Origin of the sequence: Novosphingobium sp. UBA1939 (genome assembly GCF_002336885.1) — a bacterium.
In the GTDB taxonomy this organism is placed as follows: domain Bacteria; phylum Pseudomonadota; class Alphaproteobacteria; order Sphingomonadales; family Sphingomonadaceae; genus Novosphingobium.
In genome coordinates, this window is the sequence record NZ_DDFB01000137.1 from 100,245 (window position 1) to 117,399 (window position 17,155).

Sequence of the window (17,155 nt, forward strand, 5' to 3'; positions counted from 1 at the left end):
CGCTCAGGCGACCACCCGCGATGTCGCGCCATCTAGCGCGATCCGGAAGAACGGCGCGGGATAGCCGGCGAAATGGGCTCGGCGCTGGCTGGCCTCGGTGATCGACCCCATGTCGCCGATGCCCGGGTAATCGGCGAAACCGATCACCTGCAGATCGTTCATGACCCACCAGCTGTATTCCTGCGCGGGGCATTGCTCGGGTACGCTCGCAACAAGCCCCGTCCCGTTGAGCAGCGTGAACGGTCCCAGCGGGGTCGGCGCCACCGCGCCATAAAGACCGGTCGGCCCGGCCGCGCCGTCCTCGGCGAAGACCTTGCCCTGTGTCGACCAGAACAGGTAATAATTGCCATCCACCGCGCGCATGTGCGGGCGTTCCAGCTCGTTGTTCAGCCCGGCCGCGTTGAGCACCGGCGCCCGCAGGGTCCAGCCGGAGGTTTCGCCCTCGCTCGCCGTGGCGACGCCGATGACGCCGGTCCAGCGCGAGGAAGAACGTGCGCACGATCCGGTGAAGAACAGGAAGTCTCCGCCGCCGCGCGGATCACGAAAGAACCCGGGATCGCGGAAGCCGAGGATTTCTCCCGCCCGCCCTTCCGTCTGGTCCGCGACCCTGTAGTGCCGGCCGTCCGCGATGATGACTTCCGTCAGCCCGGACCAGCAGGATAGCGCAAACGTGCCATCCAGCGCTTCGAACCCGCATTGCGCCGCGAACAGCCGTTGTTCCAGACTGGGCGGGGTGACGCCGCGCCGCCCGGCGGCGGTGAAATAGACGGTGAGCAACCCGGCCGTCTCGTCGAGAACGGCCGAGCCCGACCATTCCCGGTCGCCCGGCGTAAAGCCATCGGGAAACACCGGCTGGTGCAGGGTCCAGCGACCGCCCTTCTCGCTGGCGAGATGAATGCGCGCGATGGCATGGCGCGCATCCGGGTCTTCTCCCGCCCGAGCGGTCAGCACCATCCACAGCGCGGCGCCGTCGAAGCGCGGAAGCGAGCCATCAGCCCGTTCGACCGGCCACATGTCCCACAGGTCGAAGCCGGGCACGCGCGCGGTTCCGTCCAGCGTGAAAGCCGGGATGGTGCTGTCGGATGTCAGGGCGAGGGAGGACAGGTCGGCGGCGGTCCACATGGTGGACTCAGGCATACCACGATTGCCGTTTGCGGTGACCATGGTCGCCATACTGAAATATTCCTCTCGCTTGCCTTGGCGAGGATCGGTCCTCGCGTAAACGTTACACTAAAATTCTCGAACGGCGCCTGTGTCGCTGTCGGAAGCAGCCCGCTTCCGCTTATACCTGTATTGAAAACCTCGTAATTTTGCCGTTTCCTGGTTGATGGCAATTCGCGCTGGCCAATCTGCGTGACCGATCCTAGGATAGAGCAATCGATTACGCAATCGTGCATTTTCAGGGGATGACATCGGTTCCGGGAGGTTGGCGTAGGTGGTTGGCAGTGGCAGGATGGCCGCCGGTGGCGTGCCGCCCGGTCCTGCCTGTCGCGGACTGAGGTTGTATGCCGGAGTCGGATGGTCGGAAGCTTTCCGGCCTGCCTGTTGCGGGAGAATGGAATGGAATGGCCGATCAACCGCAGGCAGGTGCTGCTGGGGAGTGGAATGTTGCTGACGAACGGGCCGGTGCAAGCCGCCAGGGAAGCCCTGAAGATCCCGCAGGGTGCGGGCCAGTTGTCCGCCGCGTGGCTGGAGGCGCCTGCACTGCCGCTTTGGGAAGGGCAGCCGCCCGGCGCGCCGAAGGTGGCGCCGTCGAAGTCTGCCACGCTCGATCCCACGTTCATCACCGGGGTGATCCGGCCCGAAATACGGGTGTTCCGTCCGCAGAAAGGCAATGGTCGCGCCCTGCTGGCGATCCCGGGCGGCGCATACAATTTCGTGTCGAGCCGCAACGAAGGACTGGACGTTGCGCGGGTGTTCACGGGGCTGGGCTACACGGTGTTCGTGCTGATCTATCGCTTGCCGGGCGAAGGCTGGGCCGATCGCTGGGACGTGCCGCTGCAGGATGCGCAGCGGGCCATGCGCCTCATCCGGTCGCGGGCGGTGCACTTCGGCATCGACCAATCCGTTGCCGTGGTGGGGTTTTCCGCCGGCGGACATCTGGCGGCTTCGCTCATCACCAGCGGCAGGCACGCGGTCTATGAAGCGCGCGATGCCGCGGACGAGCTGGACCCGGTGCCGAGCTGCGCCGGCCTGATCTATCCGGTCATCGCGGTGACGCCGCCTTATACGCATGCGCTTTCCGCGCAGACACTGCTCGGCCCCGCGCCGGAGCCAGCCTTGATCGCCCGCCGCTCGCCTGCGCAGCATGTCGGTGCCGATACGCCGCCGACGTTTCTGGCTCACGCCATCGATGACCAGGCGGTTCCCTATCAGAACACGATGTTGTTCCTGGATGCCATGCGGGGCGTGGGACGGCCGGTGGAAGCGCACCTGTTCGAGGAGGGCGGGCATGGTTTCGGCATTGGCCCCGCAAACGCGCCGGCGGGGCAATGGCCGTCGTTGCTCCATGCGTTTCTTGGGCGGCACGGGGGCTGAACGGCATGGCTCCGGTCAGGCGCCCGTCGGATTGGCGCGCGCTCTGGCCACCACGCGCCGAAGGTTCGCGATGTCGACCGCGCCGGGGATCAGGTAGGGGCCGACAAGGATGCCCGGCGTACCCTTGAGGCCCATCACCGTGGCATAGAGATTGGTACGCGTGATGGCGGCGTCGATATCCTTTGCGTGGATCGCAAGGTCGCCTTGCAACCTGTTCCAGTCGATCCCGGCCCGATCGGCCGCCGCGCGCACCCCTTGAGAGGTAATCCGCCCCGGGGTCTGCATCATGGCATCGTTGAACGCAGCGTGCCTGCCCTGATAGTTCGCGGCGATTGCCGTGCGGGCGGCTTCGACCGATCCCGCCCCGAATATCGGCCAGTCGCGATAGACGACCTTCACTTTCCGGTCTTCGCGCAGCAATTGCTGGATCACCGGGTGGATCTGCTTGCAGTAAGGGCACTGGTAGTCGGAGAACAGCACGATCGTGACGTCCGCGCCGCGCGGGGCGACGGTTGGTACCACGGGATCGTTCTGCAACAGGGCGCGGATGTTGGCGGCGGCCTGCGTATCGTCGGTCCCGCGCCCGGGCGCTGCGGCCAGCGCGGCCCCGGTCGGCAGGAGCAGCGCCAGCGCGGCGATTGCGGCAAGGCCGGCGTGCATCGTATTCTTCATGCAAGATCCTTTCAGACCGCTCGATAGCGGCGACCTACTCGTCCGGGTAGCTGGTTTCCCCTCTGGCGCCTGCGATAGTTCGCCCGGTTGGTGATGACGGGATGGCAGAGTGACGGTCGCAGGCGTCTGGGAGAACGAGTACGGCTCGCGCATGATCCTCGCGGTGGAGGAGAAGCCTGCGGGCAGCGGCGCGATCTGGGGCGTGTATGAATCGACCACCGGATCGACGGGCCGCTACCTCGTGACCGGCCGTCGGGGCGGGACCGCTTCCGGCGGGAACGGCCAGCCGCTTGCTCTTGCGATCGCATGGCGTTCGGTCGGTGGCGATCCTGCCGATCCGAGCTGGCATTGGGCGTCGGCGATGGCCGGCCAGTATCATGACCAGGATGGCGGAGCGCAGGTGACGGTCAATCATCTGCTCGTGGCATCCGGGGAGTTTCCGGGCCTGTGCGGCCCCGGCCTCTATTGTGACAAGCTCACCTATCGCAGGACTTCGGATACCCCCTATGCCGGGCTGCCGCCGGCGGGGGTGGCCGTTCCCCATCCGGCGTCGGGCGTCTGGAGCGGCGCGGACGGCATGCGGCTTGCTCTCCGCGTGCTGGCCGAGCCGGGTGGGCGCGTCGCGCTGGTGGACGGTTTTCTGGAGCAAGACGGGCGCGAAATCGCCATCACCGGCTTTGCCGATCTGGACGGGCAGGCGGAGGAAAGCGACCGGTGTGCGCTGGCGATCACCGCTTGCGACGAGGCGCGGAACCGGACGGTCGCGATGGGCGGCTGGCTGGAGGGGGAGGCGGGGGTGCTCCTGCTGCAGGCAATGACCGGGCATGCCACGCCGTTGGAGGGCGCCTACCTCCAGACCTCGCTTTGGCCACTGTCGCTGGTCCGGCGCGACGGGCCGTGACGTCGCTGCCGCCGCCACGGGAAGGGGAGGTTGCGCCGGAGCGCGGGGCGGCACACTATGCGGCGGCAAGCAGGGATGGCGCGGGGCCATCCGGCCAGCGTCGAGGGGGAATGCCCAGCACCGGAACCGCCAGTGACGCCCAGCGGATGCTCCAGCTCAAGCTGGAAGTGCCGCGCATGCCGTCGAGCGTGGTCCACCGCGCCCGGCTGATGACCGCGCTGGGATCGGTGGCGGCGAGCCGCCTGGTTCTCCTGACCGCGCCGGCCGGCTTCGGCAAGACCACGCTGCTGTCACAATGGCGCGATCATTTGCGCGACGCTGGCGGGCGCGTGGGCTGGCTGACGCTCGACGAGGGCGATGCGGACGTGCGCCGCTTCATGATCGGGGTGATCCGGGCGCTGGAAAGCGCCGATGTCGACGTGGGCGATCTGGTGGCGCAGGCCGACCGGGGCCTGACCGAGATCACCATCGACAGCGCGGTGCGCGAATTGAACGCGCGCCTGGCCGGCAGCGGCGCGCCGGTCACGCTGATTCTTGACGATTATCACCGCGCGTCCGCCCAGCCGCTCGACGGGTTCCTCGGGCAGTGGATCGCGCTGCTGCCCGAAGGCACGCGCCTGCTGATGAGCACGCGCCGCCGACCGGATATCGGGCTGCACCGCCTGCTGGGCAGCGGCGCGGCGGTGGAGATCACCAGCGACATGCTGCGCTTCACGCCGTCGGAATCGCGGCAGGTGCTCGATGTCGGTCTGGCCGAAGCCGATCGCGACGCGCTGGCGGAACGGACCGAGGGTTGGCCAGTGGCGCTGCAGCTTGCCCGCCTGATCACCTTGCAGGGCCAGGGGCAGGCCTCCGGTGCGCCCGCTCTGGGCCGGCTGGCAACGCGGGGAGGGCACTTGTGGAGCTTCCTTTCCGATCAGGTCCTGCGCGGGCTGACCGAGGAGGCGGTCGATTTTCTGCTGGAAACCTCGATCCTCGAACGGTTCAGCGTGGAGATCACCGATGCGCTGCGGGGGCGGGACGACAGCTGGCGGATCATGGAGCAGCTGGAGCCGCTGCAATCGTTGCTGACACCGCTCGATGCCGACGCGATCTGGTATCGGTATCACCATCTCTTCGCCGATTATCTCCAGGCGCAGTTGCGCCAGCGCAGGCCGACGGCGGTGCCCGCGCTGCACTTGCGCGCCTCGGAAGCATTCGAACGGCGGGGACTGCTGGACGAGGCGGTGCGCCACGCCAGCCTGGCCGGCGATTTCGCGCGCTGCGCCGAACTGGTGGAGCAGGCGGGCGGCTGGCGGCTGGTGCTGTTCGGCGGGATGGGACAGCTCAACCAGCTGCTGGGTTTCATTCCTCCGGCAGAGCGCCTGTCGCACCCGCGCCTGCTGCTGGCCGAAGCCTACGTGAAGCTCAAGATGGGTCTGCTGCGCGAGGCGCGATCGACGTTCGATCTGGTGGCCCTTGATCCGGGTGCGCCGGCGGGTGACTGGCCTGCTGGGGACTGGAGCCTGCTGAACGATTACGAGCGCGATACCCTCAACATCAACGTCCTGATCCGCACGTACGAGGACAATACCGTCGACGTGCCGTTCCTGTCGTTCTTCGAGACGATGCGGCAGCGGATGCCGGATGCCGACGGACTGACGCGCGGCGTGCTCGATTGCGCGGGGGCGGTCGCCAGCCTGTGCGCGGGCCAGCTGGCAAGGGCGGAGGATTTCGCGCGGCAGGCGATGGGCGCGATGCGGTCGGTCAATTCGGTGCTGGGCCTCAACTACTGCTTCCTGCACGCGGGCCTGTCGTGCGCCTATCGCGGCGAACTGCGCAGCGCCACCGCCTATCTCCAGCGCGCGAAGGCGATGGCGGTCGAGAACTTCGGCGCGGACAGTGGCCTGAAGGCACTGGCGGAGACGCTGCTGGCGCTGGTCGAGCTGTGGGGCGACGGGCGGTTGACGATGACCGCGCAGGAGCTTGACGAGGCGTTCCGCCATGTCTGTGATTACGATGGCTGGTTCGAAATCTATGCCGCCGGGCTGGATAGCCGCTTCCGCCTTGCCTGGCTGGCACAGGATAGCGCGGCCATGGACCGCGTGATTGCCGATGGCGATGCGCTGACCCGCGCCCGCGGGCTGGAGCGGCTGGCGAGCATCGTCCAGGCGCAGCGCCTGCTGCGCCATGGTGCGGCGGGCGAGACAGCGCAGGCGCAGCCGCTGGCGGAACACCTCGCCGCCCGTTTCCCCCTCGGCATCTGGCGCGACAATCCCGTCCACTGGCGCGCCGGTGTGGACGTGGCGTTCGCACTGGGAACGTGGCTGGCGATCCGCGATCCGGCGCAGGCGCGCGAACGGGCGGGCGACATGCTTGCCTGTGCCCGGGCGATCGGCGCGCGTCCCTATGAAGTGCGCGCGCATCTGCTGCTGGCGCGCATCGCCGCGCTGGGCCGGCGGCCGGACGACGCCATGGGCCATTTGCGCGAGGCGGTGGAGCGCGCTGCCGGTGAAGGGATCGCGTTGCCGTTCTTCGAGCAGCCCGAACTCGCGCCGCTGATCCGCCGGCTCAAGCGCGCGCTGTGGGACGGCGGCGGCAATCCCGTCGAGGCCTCGTTTCTGTCCTCTATCGACGAACGCATGGCGGAGACCGGCCCGGCGGACGACAGCCCGATCGCGGTGCTCAGCACGCGCGAGCAGGAGGTCGTCGCCGAGCTTTCGCGCGGACTGACCAACAAGGAAATTGCCCGCGCGCTCGACATGACCGAGCACACCGTCAAATTCCACCTCAAAAACATCTTCGCCAAGCTGGGCGTGGACCGTCGCGCCCACGCGCTGTCTGCCTTGCGCGACACCGGCTGGTCCTCCCGCGCCTGACCCTTCGCCCGCCGCCGGACCTCCCCGTTCGGGTAGGTCCGCCGCCGCCTCCACCGATGGGTAGCTACTCTCCGGGGCAGCTTGTTCGTGACCGCCCGATGACGGACCTTGCCGGAAGAGACACAAATCCGACCAAGGGGGGTCCAATGTCCGTTCGTAGCACGATACGCCTGTCCGCCTGCGCTTCGGCGCTCGTCCTGTCCGCCGCCGGCGTGGCGCACGCGCAGCAAGCGCCGGCGGAAGAGGCCGCTGCCGCGCCCGCCGACCCCAGCCAGATCGTCGTGATCGGGCGTGGCCGCCTGGAAGCGCTGCAGCAGGCGCCGCTGTCGGTCACCGCCTTTTCCAGCCAGGCGCTGGAAGATGCGCGGGTGAAGGGCGTGGCGGACTTCATCGGCATCACGCCCAATATCTCGATCGTCCAGTCGCAGAGCGCGGGCAATTCGTTCGTCACCATTCGCGGCATCTCGCAGGTCCGCAACGGCGAAAGCCCGATCGCGGTGGTGACCGACGGCATCCAGCAGATTTCCGCGCGCCAGTTCACCAGCGACCTGTTCGACGTGAAGCAGATCGAAGTGCTGCGCGGCCCGCAAGGGGCGCTTTACGGGCGCAACGCGATCGGTGGCGCGATCATCGTCACCACCAAGCAGCCGACCAACGACTTTCATCTCGACGCGCAGATTTCCGCCGGCAACGGCAACGACTATCGCGGCGAGGTTTCGGTCAGCGGGCCGATCGTCAAGGACAAGCTGCTGTTCCGCCTGGCCGGCAGCGCGCGCAACTTCGGCGGCCTGCTGCGTAACGATTATCTGAACCAGACGGTCGACTGGGTGCATGACCGCAACGTGCGCGGCCAGTTGAAAGCGTTCCTGACCGATACGCTGACCGCGGACCTGCGCGCGAGCTACAGCCACACCAACGCGATCGGCGACCAGTTCCAGTTCCAGGGCGCCAAGTTCGCCTCGGACACATCGTGCTTCCTCGATCCGGCCAATCCGTTCGGCGGCCCGGCGCCCGATGCCGACCGCGTCAGCCGCCGGTTCTGCGCCAACAACCGGGGCCGCAACTTCCGCGAGCTGACCGATGTCTCGCTGAAGCTGGAAAACAAGGCGGACTGGGGCACGATCACCAACGTCCTGTCCTATATCCGCATCAAGGAATACCTCGAAGGCGATCAGTTCCCCTACACCGCCAGCCGCAACGTGTTCGGCACCGACGGCACGCAGACGCAGTACGAGACCGTCAAGGCCTGGCAGAACGACCTGCGCATCGCATCGCCCGATGGCGGCCGCTTCCGCTGGATGATCGGCGCCTACATCCTCGGCACCCGCCGGTTCATCTCGACCACGACGGGGCAGGACAACGGGCAGGGCATCGTCAGCATCTACAAGGCGCCGCAATACAGCAATCCGATCAACCCCACGCTGTCGTTCCTGGCTGATAACAACCGCAACACCGCCTATGCCTTTTACGGCAACGTTGCCTATGATCTGACCGATAAGCTCGAAGCCGCGGTCGCGTTCCGCTACGACCACGATCACCGCCATCAGATGATCGATCCGCTGAGCAGTGCGGGCGTTCCCGCCGGCTGCACGGTGGCGGCCACCACCGCCTGTTCGCGCGTCGCCAATTTCAGCAAGGCACAGCCCAAGGTCACGCTGAACTACAAGGCCAGCCCGAACCTCACGCTGTTCGCCGACTGGGGCATCGGTTTCCGGTCTGGCCAGTTCAACCAAGCCGGCGCGGCATCCGCCGCCAACCTGCCCGGCGCTTTCGACCTGGCCCGGCAGGAAAGCGCGGAAACGACCGAGGCCGGCTTCAAGGCGACGCTGCTCGGTGGCCGCCTGCGGATCAACGGCACCGCGTTCTACACCGCTGACAAGAACCCGTTCTACTTCGTTTTCGTGGGCGCGGTGGGCGCGCAGATCCTTGTCAACGTAGACAAGGTCGATCTCTACGGCGGGGAAATCGAGGTGGCCTTCACCCCGGTCAAGGGCTTGGACCTCTACGCCAACTACGGATACACCCACAGCCGGATCAAGCAGTTCACGTTCAATCCCGCCGACGTCGGCAACTGGGCACCCTATATCCCGCGCGACAGCGGATCGATCGGCGCGCAATACCGCTTCCCGGTGTCCGATGGCCTCAAAGTCTTCGCGCGCGGCGAGATGGAACACCACGGCAAGCAGTACTGGGACCCGGAAAATGCCACGGCGCGGTCTTCCTTCCAGCTCGTCAACCTTCATGCCGGGCTGGAGGACGCCAGCGGCAAGTGGAGCCTGACCGGGTTCGTCCGCAACCTTGGCGACAAGAAGTACAACGCCGAGTTCGTCAGCGGGGGCTTCGTCCAGCCGGCTTCGCCGCGCACCTGGGGCTTCGAACTGCGGACGAGCTTCTGAGGGAAAGGACATGACCGCGATCGCCCATCACCGCGAGGCGCCGGCCACGGCGCCGCTCAGGATCCTCTGGGTCAACCCGATCAACCAGCCGGGCTATGACGCGCCGATCGCCGACCTGATCGGCCGCGTCAAACTGCCCAATGCCGAAGTCCATGTCGTTTCGCTCGCCATTCCCGAGCCGGTCGCGCTGACCAACCTGGAATGGCGGGTGTTCGAAAGCCGCATCTGGTTTCCGGTGACGGCGATCGCGCGCTATGCCGCGACCCATGGCTTCGATGGCTATGCCATCGGTTGCTTCTATGACACCGCGCTGGACGAGGCGCGTGAGATTTCCGGCGATGCCGTGGTCTGCGCGCCGTGCCAGTCGGCGCTCCAGATCGTGTCCAACCTCGCCAACCGCTTCTCGGTCGTGATCGGCGTCGAGAAGTGGAAGGTGCAGATGGAAGATCGCATCCGCCACTACGGCTATCATGACCGGCTGGCCTCGTTCCGCACCATCGGCCGCCACGTCGATGAATTCCAGCAGGATACCGCCGCCACCGAGGACGCCATCCGCCGCGCGGTGCGCGAAGCGGTGGAGATCGACAAGGCCGAGGCGGTGATTCTGGGCTGCACGATCGAATTCGGCTTCTACGCGCAGTTGCAGCGGGAGTTCGGCGTCCCAATCGTCGATGCCGTCTATGCCTGTTACAAGGCGACCGAGGCGGCGGCGCTGGCCAAGGTGCAGTTCGGATGGAAGCCCAGCCGGCGTTACAGCATGGCCCCGCCCGGCGAGGAGCGGCTGGCGGCCAGCGGCCTGTTCGCCGCGCCGCCGCCGATCGGCAACACCGTGATCGTGCCCCGCGCCTGACCGCGCCGCACTTTCCCTGATTCCTTCCCACCGGGGCCTGGCGACAGGCCCAACCGGAGAATTTCCCGTGCGTGCAGCAAGCGACGTCGGCGGCACCTTCACCGACCTGGTCTATTATCCCGTCGATCCCGAGACCGGCCGCCCCGGCGCGGTGCAGGTGGCCAAGGCGGATACCACCCCGCCCGAATTCGAACAGGGCGTGATGAACGCCATGGCCAAGGCCGGCCTTTCGCCCGCCGCGCTCGATTTCTTCGCGCACGGCTCCACCGTGGTCATCAACGCGCTGACCGAGCGCAAGGGCGTGAAGACCGCGCTGATCACCACGGCGGGCTTCCGCGACGTGATCGAGATCGCGCGGGGCAACCGGCCGGACCTGTTCAACTTCAACTTCCGCAAGCCCCGGCCGTTTGTGGACCGCTATCTGCGTGCCGAACTGGCCGAGCGCAGCAACTTCCGGGGGGATCTGGTGAAGCCGGTCGATCTCGCGCCGTTGCCCGCGCTGCTCGATTTCTTCCGGGCGGAAGGCGTCGAGGCGATCGCGGTGGCTTTTCTCCACGCCTATGTGAATCCCGAAAACGAACGCCGCACGGTGGAGGCGATCCGCGCGGCCTGGCCCGGCGTGGCCGTGCTGGCGAGCCACGAGGTGAGCCGCGAATGGCGCGAATATGAAAGGACCAACACCACCGTCCTGTCCGCCTATGTCTCGCCGATCGCGCGGCGCTATATCGAGCGGCTGGAACAGCGGCTGGCCGACGGCGGCTTTGGCCAGAAGCCCTACATGATGCAGTCCAACGGCGGCATTGCCACCGCGGCGGCGGCCAAGGCGAACCCGATCACCATGGTCGAATCCGGACCCGCCAGCGGCATCTACGCCGCCGCCCATGTCGGCCGGGCGATCGGCGAGCCGAACCTGATCGTGCTCGATATCGGCGGCACCACGGCCAAGTGCACGCTGATCGAGGGCGGCCAGATCAAGGTCTCGACCGACTACTACATCGAGCGCGACGGCAAGTCGCCCGGCTATCCGGTGCAGACACCCGTTTCCGAAATCGTCGAGATCGGCAACGGCGGCGGGTCCATCGCGTGGGTCGATGCCGGCGGCAAGCTCCATGTCGGGCCGCAATCGGCCGGCGCGCGCCCGGGGCCGGCGGCCTATGGGCGCGGCGGCACCCGTCCGACCACGACTGACGCCAATCTCCTGCTGGGCCGCATCGATCCGGCCAGCTTCGTCGGCGGGGAGGTGGAACCGGACTGGCAGGCGGTGGATGCCGCGTTCGCGCCATTGTGCGACCAGCTCGGGCTCAGCCGCGCGGAACTGGCGCGCGGGGTGATCCGCATCGCCAACGCCAACATGACCACCGCGCTGCGGCTGGTGTCCACCAACAAGGGCTACGATCCGCGCGATTTCGCGCTGATGGCCTTTGGCGGCGGCGGGGCGATGCACGCGGTGGCGCTGGCCGAGGAGCTCAAGGTGCCGCGCGTGATCATCCCGGTTAACTCCTCCGTGTTCTCGGCCTGGGGGATGCTGCTGACCGACCTGCGACGCGACTATATTCGCACCCGGCTGACTCCGCTTGCGCCCGGCAGCATCGACGCCGTGCGCGCCATCTTCGCCGAAATCGAGGCGGAGGCGCTGCGCGATTTCGCCGGCGAAGCGGGCGATCGCGCGCCGCTGTTCGAATACCGGGCGGACCTGCGCTATGCGGGGCAGGAACATACCGTGGGCATCGCCTTCCCGCTCGATGGCGATGCGCCGGTGGACGCCGCGATCGCGGCGTTTCACGAGGCGCACGAGAAGCGCTTCACCTACCGGCTCGACGCGGCGGTGCAGCTCGTCAACTTCCACCTTGTCGCCACCCTGCCGGTCGACAAGCCCGACCTTGCCGAGCGGGCGGTGACTGGCCTGACGCTGGCGGATGCGGTCAAGGGCACCCGGCGCGTCGATTTCGACACGCACGGCGTGCATGACGCGACGATCTATGACGGGCTGCGGCTGGAGCCGGGGATGGCGTTGTCCGGCCCGGCGGTGATCCAGGAGCCGGCCGTTACCCTGCCGCTGCCGCCGGGCGCGCGTGCCGAAGTCGATCGCCTTGGCAATTACCATGTCCATCTTCCCCAGCCCGAAGGAGCGCGCCCGTGAGCACCGATCCCTTCACCCAGGAAATCATCAAGGACGCGCTCGTGGCCCTGGGCGACGAGATGTTCAACGCGATGATCCGTACCTCGATGAGCCCGATCATCTACGAGACGACCGACTTCGCCGTGGGCGCGACCGACGCGCGCGGCAACCTGCTGGCGCAGGGCAACGGCGTGACCGGCTTCCTCGCCACGCTCGATACCGCCGTGCAGAGCACGCTGGAGCACTGGCCGCTCGACCGGATCAGGCCGGGCGACATCTTCGTCACCAATTCGCCCTACGAAGGCGGCGGCACGCACCTGTCGGACGTGGTGATCCTCTATCCGGTCTTTGTCGACGGCCGGCTGATCGCCTGGACCGTCAACAAGGCGCACTGGACCGAAGTGGGCGGCACTTATCCCGGCAGCGCGACCACCGCATCGACCGACATCTTCCAGGAAGGGCTGCACCTGCGCTTCCTCAAGCTGTTCGACGAAGGCCGCATGAACGAGGCGCTGGTCGAGTTGATCCGCACCAACGTTCGTCTGCCCGACAGCACCATCGGCGACATGCACGCGGGCGTGGCCGCTTGCCGCGTGGGCGGGCGGCGGATCGTCGAACTCGCCGCGAAATACGGGGTCGACGATCTGCTGGCGGCGATGGATTCGCTGCTCGACTATGGCGAGCGCATGACGCGCGAGGAGCTGAAGAAGCTGCCCAAGGGCGTGTTCACCGCCGAGGACGTGGTGGAAGAGGACGGGCACGGCAACGGCCCGTTCGTGATCAAGGTCAAGGTGACGATCACCGACGACCGGATGATCGCCGATTTTACCGGCACCAGCGGCCAGGCGCCGGGGCCGATCAACCTGTCCTACGCCGGCCTCATCACCGGCGTGCGCTGCACGTTCAAGGCGGTCACCAATACCGAGATTCCGGCCAACGGCGGCTGTTTCCGCGCGCTGGAGGTGATCTGCCCGGAAGGCACGATCCTGTCGGCGAAAAGCCCGGCGCCGGTTTCGATCTACTATGAATCGCTGCTGGGCGCGATCGAGGTCATGTGGAAGGCGCTGGCCCCGCTGATGCCGCACAAGCTGCCGGTGGGCCACCAGCGTACCGTGGGCGCGACGTTCATTTCCGGGCTTCTGCCCGGCACTGAAGACCTGTTCGTGATGGGCGAGCCGCTGGTGGGCGGCTGGGGCGCGGGCATCGATCACGACGGCGATGCCGGCCAGTTCTGCGCCGCCAATGGCGAGACGTTCAACATCCCCATCGAACTGGCCGAAAGCCGCTACGGCTTCGAGATCGACCAGTATGCCTTGCACGACGAGGACGGCGGCGCGGGCGAATACCGTGGCGGCAAGGGCGTGGTGCTGGACTATCGCGTGACGGCGAAGGAAGCCTTCCTCACCTATTCCGCCACGCGCACCACCTCGCGCCCGTGGGGGCTGGCCGGCGGTGGCGAAGGCTCCACCAACCGCGCCGAGATCCTGCGCCGCGATGGCTCGGTGGAGACTTATTCGATGGTCACCGGCGCGCGGGCGGTGGAAGGGGAGATCTTCCGGCTCGTCAGCGCGACGGGTGGCGGCTATGGTGATCCGATGAAACGCGATCGATCCCGCCTGCTGGCCGACCTGCGCGATGGCTATGTCACGTCGGAGCAGGCGCGGCGCGATTACGGGTTCGATCCGGCGGCATGATCGGCGGATCGACCATCGCGGCCGAACTGGCCACGATCCAGCCGTGGGCGGATCGCGCGCCCGCGATCACGCTGGCGGAGCGGCAGGCCCGGATCGAGCGTGCCCGCGCGGCCATGGTCGATGCCGGGGCGGATGCGCTGCTGGTGGGGGCGGGGCTCAGCCTCTCGTACTTCACCGGGATCGGCTGGGGCATGATCGAACGGCTGGTGGCGATGGTGCTGACGCCGCGCGGCAAGCCCTACATCGTCTGTCCGGCGTTCGAGCAGGGGTCGCTCGAGGCGATCCTGACCCTGGATGTCGATCTGCGGTTGTGGGAGGAGCACGAAAGTCCTTCCGCACTGGTCACCGCGATCCTGCGCGAAGCCGGCGCCACGCGGCTGGCGATCGATCCGGCGCTGCCGTTCGGCATGGCGGAGAGGGTCCGGCTGGCGGCGCCCTCTGCCTCGGTCCTCGATGCCACCCCGATCATCGACGGGTGCCGGGCGATCAAGTCGGAGCCGGAACTGGCGCTGATGCGGCAAGCCAAGCGGATGACGCTGGAAGTCCAGCGCCGCGCCGCCCGCGTTCTCGCCCCCGGTATCCGCGCCAGCGCCGTGCGCGGCTTCATCGATGCCGCGCACAAGGCGATCGGCAGCGCCGGCAGCACGTTCTGCATCGTCCAGTTCGGCGCTTCCACCGCCTTCCCGCACGGCTTGCCGCAGGACGACGAACTGCGCGAGGGCGACATGGTGCTGATCGACACCGGCTGCGCGGTGGAAGGCTACAATTCCGACATCACCCGCAGCTACGTTTTCGGCAAGGCGGATGACGAACAGAGCCGTATCTGGGACATCGAGGCCGAGGCGCAACGCGCGGCGTTCGACGCCGTGCGCCCCGGCGTGCCCTGCGCCGCGATCGACGCGGCGGCGCGGGCGGTGCTGGAACGGCACGGACTGGGTCCGGACTACCGCCTGCCCGGCCTGCCGCATCGCACCGGCCACGGCATCGGCCTGTCGATTCACGAAGGTCCCTATCTCGTGCGCGGAGACGAGACGCCGCTGAAGCCCGGCATGTGCTTTTCCAACGAGCCGATGATCGTGGTGCCGGGCCGGTTCGGGGTGCGGCTGGAGGATCATTTCCACGTCACCGATCACGGCGCGCGCTGGTTTACCGAGCCTTCGCGGGCAATCGACGAACCGTTCGCCTGACGGGGCGCCTTGCCTTGCGGCATAGGCTCAAGTCCTTACGATTGCGGCATGAACGATCCCGATATCAGGAAATCCTGCACCCGCTCGCTATCGTACCATGGCTTTTCCGGACCGCGCGAACAGCTTCTCGCGCTGGCCGACTATGCGCCCGAGGATGAGGCCGCGGATGTCTATGGCGCCGGTGGCGCCGTGGCGCGGCTCGAGGAGCGCACGGCCGCATTGCTGGGCAAGCCGGCTGCACGGTTCTTCATCAAGGGCATGACCGCGCAATACTGCGCGCTCCGCGTCCACGCCGACGCGCGCGGGACTGACACGGTCGCGATGCATCCGCAGGGGCATATCGCGTCGGACGAAGGGGACGGGCTCGAACGCGTGGCCGGCCTGAAGGTTGTCCGCCTCGGCCGCTATCAGCCGTTCGATCTTGCCGCGCTGCAAGCCGTGGAGGAGAAGCTGGCGGCGGTGGTCGTCGAACTGCCGCTGCGCCGGTCAGGCTATTTGCTGCCGCCGCTGGACGAATTGCGGGCGATGTCCGCGTGGTGTCGTGAAAAGGGTATCCCGCTGCATTTCGATGGTGCGCGGCTGTGGGAAGCGGCGGCGGGGTATGACGTCGCGCTGACCGATCTCGCCGACCTCGCGGATACGGTCTATGTGTCCTACTACAAGGGGCTCGGCGGCCTGGGCGGCGCGGCGCTGGTTGGCGATGACGCCTTCATCCGGCGTCTCGCGCCATGGAAAACCCGCTTCGCGGGCAACCTCGCGACGGCCTTTCCGCAGGCGCTTTCGGCGCTGGCGGGCATCGATCAGCATCTGGCCCGCATGCCCGAATATGTCCGCCGCGCACGCGATCTGGCCGGGGTGCTGGCCTCCGACGGGCGGATCATCGTTCACCCGGTCATTCCCCACGCGAACAGCTTCCAGCTGCTGCTGCCGGGAACGCCCGCCGATCTGGACCAGAGACACGCGGCGTTCGCGCGGGAACATGGCGTCTGGCTGTTCAACGCCTTCACCGAATCCCCGATCGAGGGACGCTCGATCGCCGAAGTGGTGATCGGAGCGGCGTCCGATACCTGGGAGAACGGCGAAGTCGCGCGCTGGATCGATGCCTTGCTGGCCGCCTAGACATTCGGGCCATCGCGGCGGGCTGATGCCGCGATGGCCCGACCGCGTCAGAACTTGACCTTGGCTTCCACCGCCCAGGTCGCCGGCTGCGCGCGGAACCCGATATCGGTATCGGACCCGGAATAGGCCTTCGGGTTGTAGTCGCTGTAATACTTCTCGTTGAAGATGTTGCGGCCGCTGAAATAGAGGCCCCAGCGCTCGTTCTCGACGCCCACGCGCACATCGACGAGGTTGATCGGGTTCTGCACCTGCCGGTTGTCCACCTGCCAGTACTTGCGCCCCTTGTGCGCATAGTCGAGCCGCAGCAGCAGCCCGAAATCGTCGGTCAGCGGGCGGTTGTACTGGAAGCCGGCATTCATCGACCAGGTCGTGGTCTTGGGCGTGTGGTTGCCCACGGAGGCGGGATCGACCACGTTCTTGCGGATGTTGGTATCGGTCGTGCCGATGGCGCCGAACAATTGCAGGCCCTTGGTGGGCAGCGCCTGCATTTCCAGTTCCACGCCCCAGATATGCACCTTGTCGATATTGCCGATGATCTGCGAGGCCGTGGCGACATCGATGTAGAAATACTGGAAATCCTTGCTGACGGCCTTGTAGACCGCCCCGTTCAGGATCAGGCGGCGATCGAACCAGCTCGTCTTGAAGCCGGCCTCGTAGTTCGCCAGCTTTTCCGCGCGGAACACCGGGATGCTCACCGTGGGCGCGTTGAACCCGCCCGAACGGAAGCCGGTGCTGTACGTCGCGTAGACGAGCTGCCGGTCGTTGAACTTGTAGGTCAGCGTCGCCTTGGGCTGGACGTTGTCGAAGCTGGTCTTGCGCAC

Annotated in this window: 12 protein-coding genes; 9 read left to right on the forward strand and 3 right to left on the reverse strand. The window is 67.2% G+C overall.

Going from position 1 to position 17,155, the window contains the following annotated elements:
* Nucleotides 1–3: 3 nt before the first annotated feature.
* On the reverse strand, nucleotides 4–1,137 hold the full coding sequence (locus tag B3547_RS18210) for a glycoside hydrolase family 68 protein (protein WP_292965505.1): 1,134 nt from the start codon (nucleotides 1,135–1,137) through the stop codon (nucleotides 4–6).
* A gap of 423 nt (nucleotides 1,138–1,560) precedes the next feature.
* Here B3547_RS18210 and B3547_RS18215 point away from each other — a divergent pair, with 423 nt between their 5' ends.
* On the forward strand, nucleotides 1,561–2,538 hold the full coding sequence (locus B3547_RS18215) for an alpha/beta hydrolase (protein WP_292965508.1): 978 nt from the start codon (nucleotides 1,561–1,563) through the stop codon (nucleotides 2,536–2,538).
* Between the two features lie 15 nt (nucleotides 2,539–2,553).
* Here B3547_RS18215 and B3547_RS18220 read toward each other — a convergent pair whose 3' ends face one another.
* Entirely contained in the window at nucleotides 2,554–3,210 is a 657-nt protein-coding gene (locus B3547_RS18220; RefSeq protein WP_124808944.1) for a DsbA family protein, read from the reverse strand.
* Between the two features lie 109 nt (nucleotides 3,211–3,319).
* Between B3547_RS18220 and B3547_RS18225 the strand changes: the two genes are divergently transcribed.
* From B3547_RS18225 to B3547_RS18260, 8 genes are all read left to right on the forward strand, one after another.
* Nucleotides 3,320–4,111, forward strand: a complete 792-nt coding sequence (locus B3547_RS18225) for an avidin/streptavidin family protein (protein WP_292965512.1) — start codon at nucleotides 3,320–3,322, stop codon at nucleotides 4,109–4,111.
* 146 nt (nucleotides 4,112–4,257) lie between these two features.
* Nucleotides 4,258–6,969, forward strand: a complete 2,712-nt coding sequence (locus tag B3547_RS18230) for a LuxR C-terminal-related transcriptional regulator (RefSeq protein ID WP_292965514.1) — start codon at nucleotides 4,258–4,260, stop codon at nucleotides 6,967–6,969.
* Nucleotides 6,970–7,115: 146 nt separating this feature from the next.
* Nucleotides 7,116–9,365 carry a TonB-dependent receptor gene (locus B3547_RS18235; protein WP_292965516.1) on the forward strand — a complete coding sequence of 750 codons (2,250 nt, stop codon included), beginning with the start codon at nucleotides 7,116–7,118 and terminating at the stop codon, nucleotides 9,363–9,365.
* A gap of 10 nt (nucleotides 9,366–9,375) precedes the next feature.
* Nucleotides 9,376–10,215 (forward strand): aspartate/glutamate racemase family protein, encoded by an 840-nt coding sequence (locus B3547_RS18240; RefSeq protein WP_292965518.1) that lies wholly within the window; start codon nucleotides 9,376–9,378, stop codon nucleotides 10,213–10,215.
* A gap of 67 nt (nucleotides 10,216–10,282) precedes the next feature.
* On the forward strand, nucleotides 10,283–12,355 hold the full coding sequence (locus tag B3547_RS18245; protein WP_125953296.1) for a hydantoinase/oxoprolinase family protein: 2,073 nt from the start codon (nucleotides 10,283–10,285) through the stop codon (nucleotides 12,353–12,355).
* Nucleotides 12,352–14,028: a hydantoinase B/oxoprolinase family protein gene (locus tag B3547_RS18250; RefSeq protein WP_125953297.1), complete on the forward strand. Its 1,677-nt coding sequence runs from the start codon at nucleotides 12,352–12,354 to the stop codon at nucleotides 14,026–14,028. Before B3547_RS18245 ends, B3547_RS18250 begins: the two co-directional genes overlap by 4 nt.
* Nucleotides 14,025–15,215, forward strand: coding sequence for a M24 family metallopeptidase (locus B3547_RS18255; RefSeq protein WP_125953298.1), 1,191 nt, complete (start codon nucleotides 14,025–14,027; stop codon nucleotides 15,213–15,215). Before B3547_RS18250 ends, B3547_RS18255 begins: the two co-directional genes overlap by 4 nt.
* Before the next feature lie 48 nt (nucleotides 15,216–15,263).
* A complete protein-coding gene (locus B3547_RS18260) occupies nucleotides 15,264–16,334 on the forward strand; it encodes a threonine aldolase family protein (RefSeq protein ID WP_292965522.1) in 1,071 nt (356 codons plus the stop codon).
* A gap of 47 nt (nucleotides 16,335–16,381) precedes the next feature.
* On the opposite strand, the gene B3547_RS18265 is transcribed toward B3547_RS18260, so the two are convergent.
* Nucleotides 16,382–17,155: TonB-dependent receptor domain-containing protein (locus tag B3547_RS18265; RefSeq protein ID WP_292965524.1), on the reverse strand; the 774-nt coding region annotated here is incomplete at its 5' end.

Bases quoted from the DNA above. Each gene is read 5' to 3' on its own strand.
- B3547_RS18260 (WP_292965522.1), top strand. From the start codon at position 15,264: ATGAACGATCCCGATATCAGGAAATCCTGCACCCGCTCGCTATCGTAC.
- B3547_RS18220 (WP_124808944.1), bottom strand. From the start codon at position 3,210: ATGAAGAATACGATGCACGCCGGCCTTGCCGCAATCGCCGCGCTGGCG.
- B3547_RS18210 (WP_292965505.1), bottom strand. From the start codon at position 1,137: ATGCCTGAGTCCACCATGTGGACCGCCGCCGACCTGTCCTCCCTCGCC.
- B3547_RS18255 (WP_125953298.1), top strand. From the start codon at position 14,025: ATGATCGGCGGATCGACCATCGCGGCCGAACTGGCCACGATCCAGCCG.
- B3547_RS18215 (WP_292965508.1), top strand. From the start codon at position 1,561: ATGGAATGGCCGATCAACCGCAGGCAGGTGCTGCTGGGGAGTGGAATG.
- B3547_RS18240 (WP_292965518.1), top strand. From the start codon at position 9,376: ATGACCGCGATCGCCCATCACCGCGAGGCGCCGGCCACGGCGCCGCTC.
- B3547_RS18230 (WP_292965514.1), top strand. From the start codon at position 4,258: ATGCTCCAGCTCAAGCTGGAAGTGCCGCGCATGCCGTCGAGCGTGGTC.
- B3547_RS18235 (WP_292965516.1), top strand. From the start codon at position 7,116: ATGTCCGTTCGTAGCACGATACGCCTGTCCGCCTGCGCTTCGGCGCTC.